17 protein-coding genes are annotated in these 18,202 nt (G+C 71.7%); 11 read left to right on the top strand and 6 right to left on the bottom strand.

Features of this window, described 5'->3' with window-relative positions:
* Nucleotides 1-147: 147 nt before the first annotated feature.
* The 3 genes from ACTWNK_RS35095 to ACTWNK_RS35085 are packed head-to-tail and all read left to right on the top strand — an operon-like array spanning nt 148 to nt 3,358.
* Nucleotides 148-1,554, top strand: a complete 1,407-nt coding sequence (locus ACTWNK_RS35095) for a helix-turn-helix domain-containing protein (RefSeq protein ID WP_474309214.1) — start codon at nt 148-150, stop codon at nt 1,552-1,554.
* A complete protein-coding gene (locus ACTWNK_RS35090) occupies nt 1,551-2,444 on the top strand; it encodes an aminoglycoside phosphotransferase family protein (protein WP_474309213.1) in 894 nt (297 codons plus the stop codon). The genes ACTWNK_RS35095 and ACTWNK_RS35090 overlap by 4 nt, the downstream gene beginning before the upstream one ends.
* Nucleotides 2,441-3,358 carry an anti-sigma factor RsbA family regulatory protein gene (locus tag ACTWNK_RS35085; RefSeq protein WP_474309212.1) on the top strand — a complete coding sequence of 306 codons (918 nt, stop codon included), beginning with the start codon at nt 2,441-2,443 and terminating at the stop codon, nt 3,356-3,358. Before ACTWNK_RS35090 ends, ACTWNK_RS35085 begins: the two co-directional genes overlap by 4 nt.
* A 3-nt stretch (nt 3,359-3,361) precedes the next feature.
* Here the strand turns inward: ACTWNK_RS35085 and ACTWNK_RS35080 are convergent, their stop codons facing one another.
* Nucleotides 3,362-4,336 (bottom strand): aldo/keto reductase, encoded by a 975-nt coding sequence (locus tag ACTWNK_RS35080; RefSeq protein WP_474309211.1) that lies wholly within the window; start codon nt 4,334-4,336, stop codon nt 3,362-3,364.
* 220 nt (nt 4,337-4,556) lie between these two features.
* On the opposite strand from ACTWNK_RS35080, the gene ACTWNK_RS35075 reads away from it, so the two are divergent.
* From ACTWNK_RS35075 to ACTWNK_RS35050, 6 genes are all read left to right on the top strand, one after another.
* The gene (locus ACTWNK_RS35075) at nt 4,557-5,186 is read left to right on the top strand and encodes a DUF998 domain-containing protein (protein WP_474309210.1); all 630 of its coding nucleotides are present in this window, start codon (nt 4,557-4,559) and stop codon (nt 5,184-5,186) included.
* Between the two features lie 84 nt (nt 5,187-5,270).
* On the top strand, nt 5,271-5,735 hold the full coding sequence (locus ACTWNK_RS35070) for a universal stress protein (RefSeq protein ID WP_474309209.1): 465 nt from the start codon (nt 5,271-5,273) through the stop codon (nt 5,733-5,735).
* A gap of 173 nt (nt 5,736-5,908) precedes the next feature.
* The gene (locus ACTWNK_RS35065) at nt 5,909-7,138 is read left to right on the top strand and encodes an APC family permease (protein ID WP_474309208.1); all 1,230 of its coding nucleotides are present in this window, start codon (nt 5,909-5,911) and stop codon (nt 7,136-7,138) included.
* Nucleotides 7,139-7,543: 405 nt separating this feature from the next.
* The gene (locus ACTWNK_RS35060; RefSeq protein ID WP_474309207.1) at nt 7,544-7,921 is read left to right on the top strand and encodes an STAS domain-containing protein; all 378 of its coding nucleotides are present in this window, start codon (nt 7,544-7,546) and stop codon (nt 7,919-7,921) included.
* A 10-nt stretch (nt 7,922-7,931) separates the two neighbouring features.
* Nucleotides 7,932-8,843 (top strand): sigma-70 family RNA polymerase sigma factor, encoded by a 912-nt coding sequence (locus tag ACTWNK_RS35055; protein WP_474309206.1) that lies wholly within the window; start codon nt 7,932-7,934, stop codon nt 8,841-8,843.
* Nucleotides 8,844-8,942: 99 nt separating this feature from the next.
* Nucleotides 8,943-9,347, top strand: a complete 405-nt coding sequence (locus ACTWNK_RS35050; RefSeq protein WP_474309205.1) for a hypothetical protein — start codon at nt 8,943-8,945, stop codon at nt 9,345-9,347.
* 303 nt (nt 9,348-9,650) lie between these two features.
* Here ACTWNK_RS35050 and ACTWNK_RS35045 read toward each other — a convergent pair whose 3' ends face one another.
* The 5 genes from ACTWNK_RS35045 to ACTWNK_RS35025 all read right to left on the bottom strand — a co-directional run bounded on the left by ACTWNK_RS35045 (nt 9,651) and on the right by ACTWNK_RS35025 (nt 15,468).
* Entirely contained in the window at nt 9,651-10,844 is a 1,194-nt protein-coding gene (locus ACTWNK_RS35045; RefSeq protein WP_474309204.1) for a hypothetical protein, read from the bottom strand.
* A gap of 144 nt (nt 10,845-10,988) precedes the next feature.
* The gene (locus ACTWNK_RS35040) at nt 10,989-13,508 is read right to left on the bottom strand and encodes a Tex family protein (RefSeq protein ID WP_474309203.1); all 2,520 of its coding nucleotides are present in this window, start codon (nt 13,506-13,508) and stop codon (nt 10,989-10,991) included.
* A gap of 68 nt (nt 13,509-13,576) precedes the next feature.
* Nucleotides 13,577-14,752: an amidohydrolase gene (locus ACTWNK_RS35035; RefSeq protein ID WP_474309202.1), complete on the bottom strand. Its 1,176-nt coding sequence runs from the start codon at nt 14,750-14,752 to the stop codon at nt 13,577-13,579.
* 9 nt (nt 14,753-14,761) lie between these two features.
* Nucleotides 14,762-15,103 carry a hypothetical protein gene (locus tag ACTWNK_RS35030; protein ID WP_474309201.1) on the bottom strand — a complete coding sequence of 114 codons (342 nt, stop codon included), beginning with the start codon at nt 15,101-15,103 and terminating at the stop codon, nt 14,762-14,764.
* Complete coding sequence (locus tag ACTWNK_RS35025; protein WP_474309200.1) at nt 15,100-15,468, bottom strand: hypothetical protein; 369 nt, start codon at nt 15,466-15,468, stop codon at nt 15,100-15,102. The genes ACTWNK_RS35030 and ACTWNK_RS35025 overlap by 4 nt, the downstream gene beginning before the upstream one ends.
* A gap of 105 nt (nt 15,469-15,573) precedes the next feature.
* On the opposite strand from ACTWNK_RS35025, the gene ACTWNK_RS35020 reads away from it, so the two are divergent.
* The gene (locus ACTWNK_RS35020) at nt 15,574-16,647 is read left to right on the top strand and encodes a DUF917 domain-containing protein (RefSeq protein WP_474309199.1); all 1,074 of its coding nucleotides are present in this window, start codon (nt 15,574-15,576) and stop codon (nt 16,645-16,647) included.
* The gene (locus ACTWNK_RS35015) at nt 16,640-18,190 is read left to right on the top strand and encodes a hydantoinase/oxoprolinase N-terminal domain-containing protein (RefSeq protein WP_474309198.1); all 1,551 of its coding nucleotides are present in this window, start codon (nt 16,640-16,642) and stop codon (nt 18,188-18,190) included. Before ACTWNK_RS35020 ends, ACTWNK_RS35015 begins: the two co-directional genes overlap by 8 nt.
* Nucleotides 18,191-18,202 lie beyond the last annotated feature (12 nt).

Raw genomic sequence — 18,202 nt, 5'->3', positions numbered from 1 at the left:
TCACTGCGCATGACCAGATACGTGGATTAACGCGGAAACTGGGCGGTAGGTCGTGGAAAACACGCGGATAACGGGAATGCTGGGTAACGGGACGGTCATGGGATCGTGCGCGATGATTAATCTGGCGGCAATCCCGGAGGGGGCGAGGTGGCCAGAGGCGAGCACGCACCTGCCTGCGCACGGCGCTGGCGTCAGCAGGCCGCAGAGCAGCATTGGACCCTGTGGCAGAGCGCCCAGGCCATCCACGGCTGCTGCGCGGTCAGCCTGCTCAAAGCACACCGGCTGGCCAGAGGCTGGTCGGCACGCCAGACCGTCCAGGAGCTCACCGACCTGTGCGAACGCCATGGGCTCGGCGAGCCGCACGCCAACATCGACCTGCTCAACGCCTGGGAGAACGGCAGAGCACGGCCGAGACCGCAGACCATCGACCTCATCGCCAGGTTGTACCGTGCCAACGCCGTGCGCCTCGGCCTGGCCGCCGACTTCTGCGACGACGACGACACCGCCGTCGTCATGGTCGCCACCACCGAGCGGCTGCCGCCGTCCCTGGACGCCGTGCTCATCGACGAGTCCGGCCCGAGGAGCGCGGTCTTCCACCAGGCCATGATCGCCGGAGGCAGCGCGCCGGGCGGCAGGCAACTGGCCGAAGTGGAACGTACCCGCCAGGACCTCGACCGGGCGCTGGCCACCTCGACCGTGACCGAGGACCAGCTCGACCTGATCGACGAACAGGTCGTCACCTTCCGCAGGCAGTACATCGGCAGCGCGCCGGTCCCCATGCTCTACCGGCTGATGCTGGAGCTCGACGACGTGCGCAGGGTGACGGCCGCACGCCAGCCGCTCACCGCCCAGCGCCGCCTGCTCAACGCCACCACCATGCTGGCCCTGCTGGCCGCCGACGCGCTGATGAAGCTCGGCGACACCAGACTGGCCAACGCCTGGTACGGCTCGGCCCGCGTCGCGGCCGACGACCTGGGCGACCTGCGTCTCAGAGCGCTCGTACGCGCCCAGCAGGCGATGCTGCCCTACTACTACGGCGACGTCGCCGAGACCATACGCCTGGCCCGCGAGGCCCGCATGCTGGCCGGCAGCGCGCCGAGCACACCGGCGGCGCTGGGGGCGGCGGCCGAGGCCAGGGCGCTGGCCAGGATGGGCGAGCACAAGGCCGCGCGGCACGCGCTCGCCGAGGCCGAGCAGATCTTCGCCAGAATGCCGAGGGGCAGGTCGGAGCATCTGGCGTTCGTCTTCTCCGAGCGCCGCCTGGCCTTCTACCGCGCCTGCACGCTGATCGAGCTCGGCGACTCCGAGGAGGCGGGCAGCTACGCGCCCGGCCCCTACACGATCGACCCGATCCTGCTGCAGCTCGACAAGGCGGCCAGGCTGGCCCGCGAGGGCGGCGCCGAGGACGCCTGCGAGCTCGCCGCCGCCGCCCTGCTGCAGGTGCCGGTGGAGTTCCGCACCTCGATCGTGGTGACACGGGCCAGGCAACTGCTGCCCACCGGCAGGCGTGGCCCGGCCGCGCGCAGACTGGAAGAGATCCTGGTGAGCCTGTGAGGACGGACGAGGCGCATCGTGTGCTCGAACAGGTCTGCTCCGAGGTCGGCATCTGCTCCGACGACGCCCAGCTCCTGCGGGTGCGCAGCAACGCGGTGTTCAAGCTGCGCAGCGAGATCGTCGTCAGGATCGCCACCGCGCCCGACGCCCTCACCCGCCTGCCGCTCGTGCTCGCCGTCGCCAGGTGGCTGGCCGAGCAGGGCTTTCCCGCCGTGCGCCCGGCCGACGAGATCTCCGAGCAGCCGGTCGTGCACGACGGCAGGGTGGTGACGTTCTGGCACTACGTGCCCTCCGACGGGCGGCCCACCACGCGTGAGCTCGGGCGCATCCTGCGCAGCCTGCACCGGCTGCCGGTGCCGCCGATGCAGCTGAAGAGGTTCGGCGACCCGCTGGCCGAACTGCGCGCGGCGGTGGCGCGTTCGCAGGTGCTGACCGTCGAGGAGCGCGTGTGGCTCGGCGAGCGCATCGTCAGGCTCAGCGAGCAGTGGCTCGACCTGGCCGTCGAGGACGACCCCGTCCTCCTGCACGGCGACGCCTGGATCGACAACCTGCTGCGGTGCGCCGACGGGCACGTGGTGCTGTGCGACTGGGACGGCGTGGCGGTCGGCCCACGGGAGTGGGACCTCGTGCACACCTACCACGGGCAGCGGCGATTTGGCCTGACCTCGGGTGATGTGGATGATTTCGCCGCGGCCTATGGCAGAGATCTCCGTAGCTGGCGGGGTTACGCGACGCTGATGGAGGTACGAGACATGTATGCCATCGGTATCCATATCCGCAACGCCGCGGCCGATCCGTTCTCCAGGCGCGAGCTACCGCGTAGGCTCGACTCTCTGGCGAGGGGGGACGGCAATGCCAGGTGGTACATGGGAGACGCGGTGAGGCAATGAGCTTCGTCCATCCGGCGCTGTTCTACAGCGGGCCAGACGAGCTCGTCGCCGGCGCCGTGCCGTTCGTCGCCGAGGGACTGGCCGAGGCCGAGCCGGTCGCGGTCGCCGCGCCGGGACCGCATCTGGAGCTCATCGGCGAGGCGCTGGGGGCGGCGGCCGAGAAGGTGCACTGGATCGACATGCGGGTCGCGGGCCGCAATCCCGGGCGGATCATCCCCGGTGTGCTGCGCGCCTTCGCCGACACCCATCCCGACAGCAGGGTCCGTATCGTCGGCGAGCCCATCTGGCCCGGCCGCAGCGACGCCGAGTACCCCGCCTGCGTCCAGCACGAGGCGCTGATCAACCACGCGTTCGCCGGTCGGCCCGTCACGATCCTGTGCCCCTACGACCTCGACGGCCTGCCGCTCTCGGTGATCGAGGACGCCGCCAGGACCCATCCCACCCTGCTCGACACCGCGGGCGAGTGGCCGAGCAGCGCCTACGCGCCGGACGAGGTGTTCGAGCGCTACAACCTGCCGCTGCCCGAACCCGACGGGCCCGTCGTGCTCGGCTTCGACGCGGGGAGCCTGGCGGCGGCCAGGCACCTGGCGGTCGAGGAGGCACGGCTGGCCGGGTTCTCCTCGCGCCGGATCGACGACATCCAGCTCGTCGTGGCCGAACTGGCCGCCAACAGCCTCGACCACGGCGGCGGCTCCGGCACGCTGCGCCTCTGGCTCGAACCCGACGCGCTCGTGTGCGAGGTGAGCGACGCCGGGCACATCACCGACCCGATGGCCGGCCGCGTCCCCGCCGACCCGCGTCAGCAGGGCTCACGCGGCCTCCTGGTGGTCAACCTCCTCAGCGACCTGGTCAGGACCTGGACGGCGCCGGGCCGCACGGTCATCAGGGCGACCTTCGCCCTGCCCCGCACCTGAGCCTCAGCGCTCGACGCTGGACATGTCCGCATATCGCGCGCCCCTGACCGCGTCGGCGGGCACGGCCGTCGCCAGGGCGTCGAGCTGCTCGGGGGTCAGGGTCAGCGCGGCGGCGGCGACGTTCTCCTCCAGGTAGGTCAGGCGCTTGGTGCCGGGGATGGGCACGACGTCGTCGCCCTGGGCCAGCAGCCAGGCCAGGGCGAGCTGCGCGGGCGTGCAGCCGGCCGTACTCGCGATCTTGGCCACCTCGGCCACCAGGGCGGCGTTGTGCACGGCGTTCTCGCCGACGTTGCGCGGGGTGTGCTTGCGGAAGTCGTCGTCCGGCAGGTGCTCGGCCGACGGCACGGTGCCGGTGAGCAGGCCCCTGCTGATCGGCGAGTACGCGACCAGGGCGACGCCGAGCTCACGGGCGGCGGGCAGGATCTCCCGCTCGATGTCCCTGGTGAACAGGGAGTACTCGCTCTGCAGTGCGGCGATCGGATGCACGGCGTGCGCCTGGCGCAGCGTCCGCGCACTGACCTCCGACAGGCCGATGTGCCCGACCTTGCCCTGCTGGACCAGCTCGGCCATGGCCCCGACCGAGTCCTCGATGGGCACGGCCGGGTCGCGGCGGTGCATGTAGTACAGGTCGATGTGCTCGACGCCGAGCCGCCTGAGCGAGGCGTCGCAGGCGCTGCGGATGTAGGCGGGGGAGTTGTCGATGCTCCTGACGCCGCCCTCGCGCCGGATCGCGAACTTGGTGGCCAGGACGACCTCGTCCCGGCGCTGCGCGATCGCCCGGCCGACGAGCTGTTCGTTGTGGCCTTCGCCGTACATGTCGGCGGTGTCGAGGAAGGTGACGCCCAGGTCGAGGGCGCGGTGGATGACGGCGATCGAGGCGCTCTCGTCGGCCGTGCCGTAGAACTCCGACATGCCCATGCAGCCGAGTCCGAGTGCCGAGACCTGAGGGCCGTCCGTGCCGAGTGTGCGGTGCTTCATGTGTTCTCCCGATGGTGGTCGCCTGCCTGTCCAGCTTGCCGCACGGGGGTGCGGTCCCCAGGGGAGACCCTGAGGAGGCCAGCCCTACCAGGGGCTGTCCGGGGGCAGGTCAGGGCACGTGCGGGCGGTATTTTCCGACCAAAGTAGTAGGGGGTCCTTCAGGGGCGCTTCGGGTCGATCTCCGATACTCCGGGAGCGGGCGTTGCCCGACCTTTGAAACATGAAGGGTCTCCTCGTCAGCGGCTTCGCCGCCATCGCCGCCGGAACAGGCGCCATGCTCACTCTGCACGCCGGTGCGGGCCTCGATCCGCTGCACAGTGTGATCAGTGAGTACGCGTTCGAGTCGGTCGGCTGGCTGCTGCCCACCTCGCTGACGCTCTTCGCTGCGGGCTCGGCGCTGATCGCACTGGCGCTGCGCAAGGCGGGGGCCGATCGGCGTGTCGTGCTGCTGATGCTCGGGTGGGGCGCGTGCATGTTCCTCATCGGCGCCTTCCCCACCGACAGGCCCGGTGTGCCGCTATCGCTTTCGGGGGGCATCCATCGCTATGCCGCCTTCGCCGCCTTTCTCAGCATGCCGGCCGCCGGGCTGCTGCTGAGCCGGGCGCGGCTGAGCCGTACCAGGCTGTACTACGCCAGGGCGCTGAAGGTGCTCAGCGCCGTCGCGCTCGGCGCGCTGCTGCTGGTCGTCGTGCCGTACGTGGTGCGCATGCTCGGGTACCCGCTCAGCAACGCCGACATCCCCGCCGGGCTGACCCAGCGGCTGGTCGTCGTCAGCGAGGTCGCGGTGCTGGCGCTGACCGCGTTGTCGCTGTTCAAGGCGAGGAAGGCCAGGGTCACGGCGCGGGCCTGAGGGGGGCTGTGCGCGTCAGCATGCGTGAAAGCCGCGAATCCGGAAAGAGGGCTAGTCGGGAGCATTCTTTTAGGAGGACCGAAAATGGCCATTCTCATCGCCTACGACGGATCCGACGACGCCAAGTCGGCCATCGCGTTCGCCGGATCGCTGCTCAAGGGGCAGAGCGTCGTCGTCCTCAGCGTGTGGGAGAGCCTCGCCCTGGCCTCGGCCCGAGCGTCCGCCGGCATGATCATGACGCCGGACACCACGGGCGAGGACGCGGCGATCGAACAGGCCACCCGCGAACTCGCCGAGCAGGGCGCCGAACTCGCCCGCCAGGCCGGCCTCGACGCGAGCGCCCGCTGGGCCTCCAACTCGCTGGCCGTCTGGTCCACGATCGTCGACACCGCGGCCGAACTGGACGCCGCCCTCATCGTCACCGGCACCAGAGGACTAAGCGGCGTCAAGTCCCTCCTGCTCGGCAGCACCTCCGACCGCGTCCTGCACCACGCCGGACGCCCCGTCCTGGTCGTGCCCAGCGTCGAGGAGAGCGACGACGGGCGCTGATCCCGAGAGCGAGGGGCGAGTGTGCGCGGCTGTCTCGGGCGGCGGCATGCCGTGGATACGGGGGCGCATGTGGGCGTGGTCGTCTCGGGGGTGGATGACGGTATGCGGTAACCCGTTGTTCATCGGGATGGTGGAGAGTGTCGCTTTCACTGCGAGGCAGCGGAGGGGACACGGTGGCCGAGGGGTTGGCCCGGCGGCTCGGCACGGGCGACGCGGTCGTCGTGGGGCTGAGCGCCATGATCGGCGCGGGGGTGTTCGCCGCCTTCGCGCCCGCCGCCGCAGCCGCCGGGGCCTGGCTGCCCGCGGCCCTCGCCCTGGCCGCGCTCGCCGCCTACTGCAACGCCACCTCCTCGGCCGCGCTCGCCGCCAGGCACCCCTCCTCCGGCGGCGCCTACGTGTACGGCAGGCAGCGGCTCGGCCCGCTGTGGGGCTTCCTGGCCGGATGGGGATTCACCTTCGGCAAGACGGCCTCGTGCGCGGCGATGGCCATGACGTTCGGCGCCTACGTCGCTCCCGGCCTGGCCAGGCCGCTGGCCGTCGGCGCGGTGGTGGCGCTGACCGGGCTGAACCTGCTCGGCGTGCACCGCTCGGCCCTCGCGGCGCGGGTCGCCGTCCTGTTCGTCCTGGTCGTGCTCGGGGTGGTGGTGGTCGCGTCGTTCGCGGGCGGGCGCGCGCCTGACGTCGTCGTCGCACCGGCGGGGCCGTGGGGGGTGTTGCAGGGGGCGGGGCTGCTGTTCTTCGCCTTCGCCGGGTTCGCGCGCGTCGCCACGCTGGGCGAGGAGGTGCGCGATCCGGCCACGACGATTCCGCGTGCCGTACCTCTGGCGCTGGGGCTGGTGCTCGTCGTCTACGCGCTGGTGGCGGCGGGGCTGCTCAGGGTGCTGGGGCCGGTCGCGCTCGGCGGGTCGGTGGCGCCGCTGGCCGATGCCGTGGTCGCAGCGGGATGGGATGGTCTGACACCGCTTGTCAGGGTGGGGGCCGCCGTGGCGGCGCTCGGGGCGCTGCTCGCTCTCCTGCTCGGCGTCTCGCGCACGGTCTTCGCCATGGCGCGGGAGCGTGACCTGCCCTCGATGCTCGGGGCCGTGCATCCGGTGCGTCGGGCGCCGCATCGGGCCGAGCTCGTCGTGGGGGTCGTCGTGCTCGGGCTGGTGCTGGTGGCCGATCTGCGGGGGGCGATCGGGTTCTCCTCGTTCGGGGTGCTGGTGTACTACGCGATCGCCAATGCGGCGGCGCTCAGGCTGACAGCGGCCGAGGGGGCGCCGCCCGTCGTGGTGCCCGTCGCCGGGCTGGTGTTGTGCCTGGTGCTGGCCGCGACGCTGCCGATCGGCTCGGTGCTGCCGGGGGTGGCCGTGTTCGCGGTGGGCGCGCTGGTCTTCGCCCTCATGCGCGCGAGGCCCAGGTGAACGGGCCCGGACGGGCGGTTCGTGGTGGTCGCGAGGCTGGAAGGGGGGACCGGAACCCTGTAAGCGGTTTCGGCCCCTCTGGTGTGCTTGGGATGCGCGGTGTACGTTACCCGCAACCCCAGCAGGTTTGGGAGGTTGTTTTGCCTACCCGCCCAGCCCGATCTCACGCGCACGCACACGCAGCACGCGATCACGCACGGTCATGGCCCCTGACGGCAGCAGGGCGAGCCCGTGCGCGGCGGCCCGACGTACTGAACTGGCGCTTTGGTCATATTCGCCAGGAAAGCAGGCCCAGCGGCGGCCTTGACCCTATGCTTGGCAGCAACTCAAGCCTTTACTTCTTGTAAAGGTATGCGGTTGGATGTGGTGTCCGGATTTGCTGGCAACCGACCGAGTGGAGCTGAGGTGACGACAGATCAGGCGTTGTCGATCAGACTCGGGCTGCAGGGCCCGTGCGTGGTCGCGAGACTGTCAGGAGAGTTCGACTTCGGCTCGGCGGCCGAGGTCAGGGATCGGATCACCAGGGCACTCGATCTCACGCGCCCGCCGTTGCTGGTCATCGACATGCGCGCGGTGAGCATGTGCGACTCCTCGGGCCTGTCCGTCCTGGTGTATCTGCACAAGGGCATCACCGCGACGGGCGGCCGGCTGCTGCTCGCCGGGGTGCACGGCCGCTGCAGGCACCTGTTCGCCATCACCTCGCTCGACAGGTTCTTCGACATCAGGCCCACGGTCGACGACGCCGTCGCCGCTCTGGAGCATCCTTCGCCGATCCCTGGGTAGTCGCCGGGGCATGACGATCCCCGTCGACGAGCCGAATCTGCTCGGGCTCTACCTTGAGCAGATCGGACGCGTCCCCCTGCTCGGTGCGGCGGAGGAGGTCGACCTCGCCAGGCAGGTCGAGGCCGGGCTCTACGCGCGTCACCTCCTGCGTCACGGTCACGACGCCGATGTGCTCGACAGCGACCTGTGGCAGGTGGCGGTCGAGGGCGAGCGTGCCATGGACCTTCTGATCACCGCCAACCTCAGGCTGGTCGTCGCCGCGGCCAAACGGTTCGCCCAGCGCGGGCTGCCGCTGCTCGACCTGATCCAGGAGGGCAATCTCGGGCTGATCAGGGCGGTGTGGAAGTTCGACTACCGGCGCGGCTTCAAGTTCTCCACCTATGGCATGTGGTGGATCAGGCAGGCGATGGAACGCGGCCTGGCCGAGAAGTCGCGTGCCGTACGGCTGCCCGTGCACATGGCCGAGGAGATCGCCAAGCTCGCCCGGCTGGAGCGCCGGATGTTCCTCGACCTCGGGCACGACCCGACCGAGGCCGAACTCGCCGACGCCGCCGGGCTCTCGACGCGGGAGCTGGCCAGGCTGCGCACGCTGGCCAGGGACGTCGTCAGCCTGGACGTGCCCGTGGGGGCGAGCGGCGAGCACGTCGTCGCCGACCTGCTGGCCGACGAGGACGGCCCGCAGCCGCACGAGGCGCTGGAGGCCAGGGCGATGGGCGAGGACGTGCGCCGCATGGTCGCACGCCTGCCCGAGCGTGAGGGGCTGATCATCACCGCGAGGTACGGCCTGGGCGGCGGCGGCCCGACGAGCCACAGGGAGCTGGCCGAACGGCTCGGGCTCACCAGGGAGCGCGTCAGGCAGTTGGAGAAGCAGGCGATGAACCGCCTCAAGAAGGGCCGCGTGTTGCTGGCCTGGGCAGCTTGATACCCGTTTTGTGGGTATTCGTTGACGGGACGAATGGGATGAAGGTTGATTAATGCGCCCGTTTCCGACCGGGGGCGGGGACATCAACCAGGGGGTCCCATGTTGCGAAGAGTCACCGGCGTGCTCGCGTTAGCCCTGCTCGCCACGGCACTCACCACCGTCACCCCCGTGACGGCATCGGCGTCGGCGGCGGAATCGGCGGGCAGGCACTACACGCTGAAGATCACGTTCGGCCGCTGCAAGGACACCTGCCGGATCAAGGTCCGCATCAAGAACGGCTCCAGCACCTCGTACGGCACGCGCATGAAGGCCACGCTCAAGGTCAACGGCAAGAAGGCCGGAACCTGCTCGGCCTACGTCGGGACGATTCCCCGCGGACGTGTGCGGAACGTCGGATGCACGGTGTCGACCGACAAACTCGCCGCTCTGTGGGACGAGTACGACAACGGCTACCTGGAGGACTTCTCGGCCGAGGCGTACGTGCGGGTGACGGGCCGGGCATAGGCGGGGGGCGAACGACGACGGCCGGTCGGGCGGGACACGCCGGACCGGCCGTCAAGGCTCAGGTGTGCGGGCTCTGGCACTCGGGCTCAGATGCGCAGGCTGAGATATGCAGACTCAGATGCGCAGGCTCACGTGCGCAGGCTCAGGTGCTGGTGATCATCAGCGCGAGGCCGAGCAGGACGACGACGGGTACGAGCCAGACCACGGCCTCGGCAGCGAACTCCTTGTACATGGCGAAGATCTCCCTCAGGGGTGTCCGGGCAAGGCCCACGGTAAGTCCACTGCGCAGCATAGCCGCAGGAGTCAACCCCTTTGGGCCAGGGCGATGCGCTTGGCGAGACTCGCCCGTGTGAGATCCGCCATCAAGGCGGGCAGCTTCGGCGCCTCCCGCTCGACCCTGGCCAGCACCTCGGCGTGCCCGCCCTGGAAACGCGTCCAGGCGAGCACGACGTCGGGCATGGCGGCCAGCGCCTCGTCGCTCAGCACGGCCTCACGCGGCAACCAGGTCGTCAGGAAGGTCGTCACCCTGGCCGGGCTCCACCACAGGACCCGGTCGCCGACGAACTCCCGCAACCGCTCCCAGGCCTCGGCCCCTCCCGCCACGTTCGGCACCTCGAAGCCCCGCACGCCCTCCTCGCCGCCCCAGCCGCCGTGCCCCCACGGCTCGTCCTCGGCCGTCGGCCCGGCCTGCTCCAGCACCCGCCCGACCCTGGCCAGCACGAACGACCGCTCGGCCGCCAGCGTGTCGGCCGTCGCCGCCCCCATCACCTCGTCGGTCAGCGCGAACGCGGTCGCGATCCGCCGCGCCACCTGCTCGTACGGCTCCGCGGTCAGCAGGGCGAGATCGTCGAGGAACTTCGGCTCCTCCACCGTCGCGTCGACGGCGAGTCCACCGTTGACCTGGTCGATGCCCACCACGACCAGATGCGGCTCCCTGCCGTCCTCGTAGTCGAAGCGCAACACACCGAGCGCCTGCTCACCGTAGGCATCGGCCTTCCCGTACCAGCCTCCTTCGCACCTCACCTCACCCAGCCGCCCAAGCCAGCCCAGCTCACGGCCGCGCTCGTCGCGCTCCTCAGTTCCTTGGCGCTTCTCGCGCTCCGCCGCCAGCCGCCCGGCCTCCCGCGCCACCACCTCGGGGGCCCCTGCCACGGCAAGCGCCCGCAGGATGACGGCCCCCTCCGGCCCCTTCTCCTTGAACGCCCGCCCGAGAAAGGCCTCAACATCTGCCGGAACCGATCCCGCCTCGTGGGGCTCGGACTCCTGGCGCGCCGCCTGTTGAGACCCCGCCTCCTGGGCTCCGGACTCCTGGAGCGACGACTCCTGCACAACGGCGTCGTCCAGGTCCGGCGACACCTCCTGTGGACCGCCTGGCAACCATGCGGCACTCAGCCGACCGGCCCACAACTCCGTCCGCAGCGGTGAGCGCCACCGCAACAGCTCACGCGCCTGCGTAACCGCCTGCGCATACCGCCCGACCGCTCTCTTCTTGCTCACCACCCGACCGTACCCACTCCCCACCGACGCCGTGTGTGCGCCCGGGATGCCTGAGGCCGGAACCTCAGGCATCCCTGGAACGGCCAGGGCTGTTCGCCCTGGCGGATGACGATCGGCGTGCTTTGGCCGTGCGCGTCCCTGAGGTCAGGAACGCTTGTCCTCGCCGGTCAGGCCCGCCTTCCGGAGGGCCTCGGCGAGTGCGCCGGTGGGAGCGGGACGGTCCTGACGACGCTGGCCGCCACCTTGACCGCCACGCCCGCCCTGACCACCACGCCCGCCACCCTGCCCATCACGACCACCTTGACCACCTTGACCACCTTGACCGTCACGCCCACGCTGCCCATCACGCCCACGCTGCCCATCACGGCCGCCCTGACCGCCACGCCCGCCGCCCTGGCCGTCGCGACCACGCTGGCCGTCGCCCTGGCCTCCCGATCCGCCGGGCCCGCCAGGCCCGCCGGCACCCCGCTGCCCCTGACCCCCGGCGCCACCGCGAGCCCCGCGCCCCCCGTCGTCCTGTGTGGCCTCGTCGTCCAGGCGGAGGGTCAGCGAGATGCGCTTGCGGGGGATGTCGACCTCGAGGACCTTCACCTTGACGATGTCGCCGGGCTTGACGACGTCACGCGGGTCCTTCACGAACGTGCGGGACATGGCCGAGACGTGGACCAGGCCGTCCTGGTGCACGCCGACGTCAACGAACGCGCCGAAGGCGGCGACATTGGTGACCACGCCTTCGAGGATCATGCCGGAGGACAGGTCGGAGAGCTTCTCCACGCCCTCCTTGAACGTGGCCGTCTTGAAGGCGGGACGAGGGTCGCGACCGGGCTTCTCCAGCTCGCGCAGGATGTCGGTCACGGTCGGCAGGCCGAAGGTGTCGTCCACGAAGTCCTGCGGCCTGATCGCCCGCAGTGCGGCCGTGTTGCCGATCAGCGTGCGCAGGTCGCCGTCGGTCGAGCCGAGCATGCGCCGTACGACCGGATAGGCCTCGGGATGCACGCTGGAGGAGTCGAGCGGATCGTCGCCCCCGGGAATGCGAAGGAACCCGGCGCACTGCTCGAACGCCTTGGGCCCGAGCCGGGCGACGCCCTTGAGCGCGGTGCGGCTGCGGAAGGGACCGTTGGTGTCGCGGTGCTGGACGATGTTGTCGGCCAGTGTGGCGCCGATGCCGGACACGCGGGTGAGCAGCGGCGCCGAAGCGGTGTTGACGTCGACGCCGACGGCGTTGACACAGTCTTCGACGACCGCGTCGAGCGAGCGGGAGAGCTTGGTCTCCGACAGGTCGTGCTGGTACTGGCCGACGCCGATGGACTTCGGGTCGATCTTGACGAGCTCGGCCAGCGGGTCCTGCAGCCGACGCGCGATGGAGACCGCGCCACGCAGCGAGACGTCGAGGTCGGGCAGCTCCTGCGAGGCGAAGGCCGACGCGGAGTAGACCGAGGCCCCCGCCTCCGACACCACGATCTTCGTCAGACCGGGCATGTGCTTGATCAGGTCACCGGCCAGCTTGTCGGTCTCGCGGGAGGCCGTGCCGTTGCCGATGGCGATCAGCTCGACGCCGTGCTTCTGGGCGAGCGCGCCCAGCACGGCCAGCGACTGGTCCCACTGCCGCTTGGGCTCGTGCGGGTAGATCGTGGCAGTCTCGACGACCTTGCCGGTGGCGTCGACGACGGCCACCTTGACGCCGGTGCGCAGACCGGGGTCGAGGCCCATGGTGGCGCGGGTGCCCGCCGGCGCGGCCAGCAGCAGGTCGCGCAGGTTGAACGCGAACACCCGCACGGCCTCCTCCTCGGCCGCCTGCCACAGCCGCATCCGCAGGTCGAGGCCGAGATGCACGAGCACACGCGTGCGCCAGGCCCAGCGCACGGTGTCCGACAGCCACTTGTCGGCGGGCCTGCCCTGGTCGGAGACGCCGAAGCGCGCGGCGATGCGCAGCTCGTAGTCGGGCCCCTCGTCGGGCTCGAGCGAGACGGTGAGGATCTCCTCCTTCTCGCCGCGGAACATCGCCAGGATGCGGTGCGAGGGCAGCTTGGTGAACGGCTCGGCGAAGTCGAAGTAGTCGGCGAACTTGGCTCCGGCCTCCTCCTTGCCCTCACGGACCTTGGCCGAGGCCCGGCCCTTGCTCCACATGCGCTCACGCAGCTCGCCGATGAGGTCGGCGTCCTCGGCGAACCGCTCGACGAGGATGGCCCTGGCCCCTTCGAGCGCGGCGGCGGCGTCGGCCAGCCCCTCCACGACATAGGGTCCGGCGGTGGCGAGCGGGTCGAGCGTGGGGTCGGCCAGTAGGGCGTCGGCGAGGGGTTCGAGGCCGAGCTCCTTGGCGATCATGGCCTTGGTGCGCCGCTTGGGCTTGTAGGGCAGGTAGATGTCTTCAAGCCTGGCCTTGGAGTCGGCCGCGAGGATCTGCGCTTCGAGCGCGTCGTCGAGCTTGCCCTGGGACCTGATCGACTCCAGGATCGCGGCCCGCCGCTCCTCCAGCTCTCGCAGGTAGCGCAGGCGCTCCTCCAGCGTGCGCAGCTGAGCGTCGTCGAGTGTGCCCGTCACCTCCTTGCGGTATCGGGCGATGAAGGGCACGGTGGCGCCGCCGTCGAGCAGGTCGACGGCCGCCGCCACCTGTCCTTCGCGCACGCCGAGCTCTTCCGCGATCCGCTGGTTGATTGAGGTCACTGATCCGCCTTCGAGGTACGAGGTTGCAAGGTGCAGGCAGCAGAGGGGTGCCCGTCAATTGTCCAGGGTCACAGGAGCGTCCCGTCCTTCATCACCACGATCCGTGGCGGTCGCGTCACGACGGCCTCGGCCGCGCTGCCGGCGGCGACGGCGACGAGGTCGGCCCGGTCGCCCGGCCGCAGCCCGTAGCCGTCGAGCCGCAGGGCCCGCGCACCGCCGTAGGTGGCGGCGTGCAGGGCCAGCTCGATGTCCTCGTCGCGCCTGAAGGTGCTGCGGTAGGCCAGGTGCATCGCGCGCTCCAGCATGTCGCCGCTGCCGTAGGGGCCCCACAGGTCGCGGATGCCGTCGTGGCCGCACGCGATCGTGACCCCGGCGGCGCGCATGAGCTTCACCGGAGGCACCGGAAAGCTGTAGACGGCGGCGGTGGCGAGTGCGACTCCCGCGTCGGCGAGCTGCTCGGCAAGGCGGCGCTGGTGGCCCTCGTCGAGCTGGCCGAGCGCGTAGGCGTGGCTGACGGTGACCCGGCCGCCGAGGCCGCTCACCCGCGTGCGCTCGATGATCAGCTCGAGCTCCCAGGCGCCGAGCGTGCCGCCGTCGTGCAGGTGCAGGTCGACCGCGCAGCCGTAACGCTCGGCCAGGCCGAAGACCACGTCGAGATGGCCGACGGGATCGCGGTCGACACCGGCGGGGTCGATGCCGCCGATGGCCGCGACGCCGCTCTTCAGCGCCTCTTCGAGCAGCTCGGCCGTGCCGGGGTTGGTGAGCACGCCGTGCTGGGGGAAGGCGACCTGTGTGACGCTCATCCGGCGGGCGACCAGCTCGGCGGCCGCGCCGACGGTCTCGACGCCGCGCAGGCCCACCTCGGGGTCGACGTCGGTGTGGGTGCGCACGTGGGTGGTGCCGAAGGCGCTCATGCGCTCCAGCAGCGCGGTGATCCGGCCGAGGTCGGGCAGGCCGAGCTCGTGCCGCCGCGTCCGGTCGTTGCCCATGCGACCGGCGAGCGTGTCGTCGGCCGAGTGCGGCTCCCACGGCCCGCCGTAGAGGGTCTTGTCGAGATGGCAGTGCGCCTCGACGAGTCCGGGCAGCAGCAGGAGACCGGTGACGTCGCGCACCTGGGCACGGGGGAGCGCCCCGGCGGCGTCGAGATCGGGCCCGACGGCCGCGATGACGCCGTCGCGCACGAGTATGTCGGCGGGGGCGTCGAGCCCCCAGGGGCGGCCACCCCGCAGCAGGACCTCGGTCATGCCTGCACCCTAGACGGTGCCGCCGACGTTTTCGGCGGCACGCAGGTCGATGGCCCTGGCCCATTGGATCGCCACGGCCGCCACCTGGACGAGTTCGGCACGCAGCGCGCCGGGGTCCGATTCGGCGAACGCCTCCATGACCTCTTCGTACAGGATCGCCCGCCAGGTCAGCTCGCCCCGGGCGACGGCGTCGGCGACGGCGGCCTTGGCCCGCTCGGCCGCGGCCGCGTGCTCGGCGGCTCCCGTGTCGTCGTGATGGCGTTGCTCACCCCACCGCGCCACCTGCGCCGCCTGTTCGGCGAGCACGTCGGCGACCACCCGGCCGAGCACCGGGTCGCTCGCGCCGCTCATCGCGCCGCCCCTGCGAGCTCCCCGATCGCCGCCACCTGGTGTCCCTTGGCCTCGCACCTCCACACGGCCGCGCCCGCCGCCCGCACGGGATGCAGGCCGTGGTCGTGCTCGGGGCACACCGGCCAGGCGCCCCACAGCTGCTCGACGACGACCTCCTGGGCGAGGTCGGCCACCAGCACCGTGGTGTCGACGGGCTCGTGCGCGTCGTGTGCGGACAGGCCGTAGGAGCACGCCTGGCCCATGAACGAGACGCGCAGGTAGCCGTACTCGTCGGTCACGAGGTCGAGGGGCTGGGCGACGCCGGTGGATCTAAGGTCCTGCCGTACGGCGGTCAGAGCGTCGGTGAGCGTCTGGGGCACGGTCATGAGAGCAGTGTGGCAGGTGCGGCATCGGGGGCAGAAAGACACAAATCGGGAACAGCTCCCCGCTTTCCCCGCCACCGCCGACGAAGATCGGCAAGGCTCGCCGTGATGCGAGGGAAGATCACTTTCGGCGACGTCGCCGCACTCGCCAGAGGATGCGCGGTCCTCGGCACGGGCGGCGGCGGCGAGGTGCGGACGGGCGCGGTCGCGGCCGGACGTGCGATCGAGGAGCACGGCGAGGTCAGGCTGACCCGCCTGGCCGACCTGGACGACGACGCCCTGATCCTCCCGCTGTCCGGCATCGGCGCCCCGACCGTGAGCCACGAGATGCCGCACGGCACGCACGAGCCGCGCCGCATCGCCGAGGAGGCCGAGCGCGTCTTCGGCCGCCCGCCCACGGTCGTCATGCCCTCGGAGATCGGCGGCGCGAACGGCGTGGCGGCCGTCGCCTGGGCCGCACAGCTCGGCCTGCCGCTGCTCGACGCCGACGGCATGGGCCGGGCCTTCCCCGAGGTGCAGATGGTCTCCATGTACGTGGCCGGCCTGCCGGCCGACCTGGTGATCATGGCGGACGTCGCCGGGAACGTGGTGACGATCAGACCGGCGGACGGCCTGTGGTCCGAACGCCTGGCCAGGGCCGTGTGCGTGGCGTCGGGATCGAGCGCGCTCATGGCCGACTACGTGATGACGGCGGGCCTGGCCAGGGGAGCGGTGATCGAGGGCACGGTCAGCAGGGCGATCGAGATCGGCCTCGCGACCGAAAGGGCCCCGCACGGCCCGCTGGCCGCCCTGCGCGACGAACTCGGAGCCGCCCAGCTCATCACCGGCAGGCTCGCCGACGTCGAACGCCGTACCTCGGGCGGCTTCGTCAGGGGCACGGCCACCGTCGAGGGCACCGGCGAGCACCGGGGCACGACGCTGACCCTCGACATCCAGAACGAGAACCTGCTGGCCCGATCGGGCGAACGCGTCCTGGCCGCGGTCCCCGACCTCATCGCCGTCGTCGACGCCGAGACCGCGCTGGCCGTGCAGACCGAGAGCCTGAGGTACGGCATGCGCGTGGCGGTGCTGGCCTGGCCGTGCGACCCGCTGTGGCGTACGCCGCAGGGGCTGCGCACGGCGGGGCCGAGGGCGTTCGGGTACGACCTGGACCACGTGCCGGTGGCGGTGCCGCATGCCTGACCTGCGTATCGGCGTCGACGTGGGCGGCACCCACACCGACGCGGTCGCCCTGGACGAACGCGACAGGGTCGTGGCCGCCGTCAAGCGCCCCACGAGCGCCGATGTGACCGGCGGCCTCACCGACGCGCTCGGCGCCGTGCTCGCCGTACTGGGCCAGGACGAGCGGCACGTGAGCAGGGTGGTGCTCGGCACCACGCACGCCACCAACGCGATCGTCGAACGCACGCGGCTCGGCCGGGTCGCCGTGATCAGGCTCGGCCTGCCCGCGACCACCTCGATCCCCCCGCTGAGCGACTGGCCGCGCGACCTCAGGGCCGCGGTGTCGGCGGGCGAGCGCGTCGTGGGCGGCGGCCACTACGTCGACGGCAGGGCGATCGCCCCCCTGGACACCGACGAGATCGCCAGGTTCCTCCAGACGCTGGGCGACGACCTGGACGCCGTGGCGGTCACCGGCGTCTTCGCCCCGGCCACACCCGAGCACGAGCGGGCGGCGGCAGACCTGATAACCCGCGAACGAGGCGCACTGCCGATCTCGCTCAGCCACGAGATCGGCACACTCGGCCTGCTGGAACGCGAGAACGCCACCGTGCTCAACGCCGCGCTGCACGGCGTCGCGGCCGAGGTGAGCGCGGCCCTCACCCGGGCGCTCGCCGCCTCGGGGGTGCGCGCGCGGCCGTACTTCGCCCAGAACGACGGCACGCTGATGTCGGTGGAGCGCGCCGCGCGCCTGCCGATCTCGACGATCGGCTCGGGCCCGGCGAACTCGCTGCGAGGGGCGGCGCTCCTATCGGGGGTGGGCGAGGCGATCGTGGCCGACGTGGGCGGCACCTCGACCGACTTCGGGGTGATCGCGGGCGGCTTCCCGAGGGAGTCGGCGGCGGCGACGGAGATCGGCGGTGTGCGCACCGGCTTCCGCATGCCCGACATCCTGTCGATCGCGGTCGGCGGCGGCACCGTCGTGGGCGGCGAGCCCCGGTCGGTCGGGCGCCGCATCGGCTCGGCCGCCCTGGTGGCGGGCGGCTCGACCCCGACGCTCACCGACGCGGCGGTCGCGGCCGGGCGCACCGAGGGGATCGCGCCCTCGTGGGCGGCCAGGACCGGGGTGCTCGCGAGCCGGGCCGAGGCGCTCGCCCGGGCGCTGGCCAGGGCGGAGCGGCAGTTCGCCGACGCCGTCGACCGGATGCGGCCCGGACGGTCCGGCCTGCCGCTCGTCGTCGTGGGCGGAGGCGCCTTCCTGATGCCCGGACGGCTGGCGGGGGCGGGCGAGCCGGTCAGGCCGCCGCACGCCGCCGTCGCCAACGCCGTGGGCGCCGCGATCGCACTGGCGGGCGGCAGAGTCGATACCATCCTGCCCGCGGGGCCGGGCCGGACGAAAGCCATGCAAGACGCCAAACAGGAGGCCGTGGAACGCGCGGTCGCGGCGGGGGCCGATCCGGGCGCCGTGCGGATCGTCGATCTGCACGAGGTCCCGCTCAGCTATCTGGCAGAGCCCGCAACGCGCCTGCACGTGAAGGCCGCAGGGCCGCTCCGGCACCACAGGTAGGAAAGGAACACC

The sequence above is a fragment of the Nonomuraea sp. IBHARD001 genome (assembly GCF_056106265.1).
This window is presented reverse-complemented; position numbering and strand designations above follow the sequence as displayed.

What these genes read in the sequence shown, in the direction of transcription:
- ACTWNK_RS35020 (WP_474309199.1), top strand. Translation starts at nt 15,574, where the DNA reads ATGCGAGGGAAGATCACTTTCGGCGACGTCGCCGCACTCGCCAGAGGA.
- ACTWNK_RS35015 (WP_474309198.1), top strand. Translation starts at nt 16,640, where the DNA reads ATGCCTGACCTGCGTATCGGCGTCGACGTGGGCGGCACCCACACCGAC.
- ACTWNK_RS35080 (WP_474309211.1), bottom strand. Translation starts at nt 4,336, where the DNA reads ATGAAGCACCGCACACTCGGCACGGACGGCCCTCAGGTCTCGGCACTC.
- ACTWNK_RS35075 (WP_474309210.1), top strand. Translation starts at nt 4,557, where the DNA reads ATGAAGGGTCTCCTCGTCAGCGGCTTCGCCGCCATCGCCGCCGGAACA.
- ACTWNK_RS35035 (WP_474309202.1), bottom strand. Translation starts at nt 14,752, where the DNA reads ATGACCGAGGTCCTGCTGCGGGGTGGCCGCCCCTGGGGGCTCGACGCC.
- ACTWNK_RS35070 (WP_474309209.1), top strand. Translation starts at nt 5,271, where the DNA reads ATGGCCATTCTCATCGCCTACGACGGATCCGACGACGCCAAGTCGGCC.
- ACTWNK_RS35085 (WP_474309212.1), top strand. Translation starts at nt 2,441, where the DNA reads ATGAGCTTCGTCCATCCGGCGCTGTTCTACAGCGGGCCAGACGAGCTC.
- ACTWNK_RS35025 (WP_474309200.1), bottom strand. Translation starts at nt 15,468, where the DNA reads ATGACCGTGCCCCAGACGCTCACCGACGCTCTGACCGCCGTACGGCAG.
- ACTWNK_RS35050 (WP_474309205.1), top strand. Translation starts at nt 8,943, where the DNA reads ATGTTGCGAAGAGTCACCGGCGTGCTCGCGTTAGCCCTGCTCGCCACG.
- ACTWNK_RS35030 (WP_474309201.1), bottom strand. Translation starts at nt 15,103, where the DNA reads ATGAGCGGCGCGAGCGACCCGGTGCTCGGCCGGGTGGTCGCCGACGTG.
- ACTWNK_RS35055 (WP_474309206.1), top strand. Translation starts at nt 7,932, where the DNA reads ATGACGATCCCCGTCGACGAGCCGAATCTGCTCGGGCTCTACCTTGAG.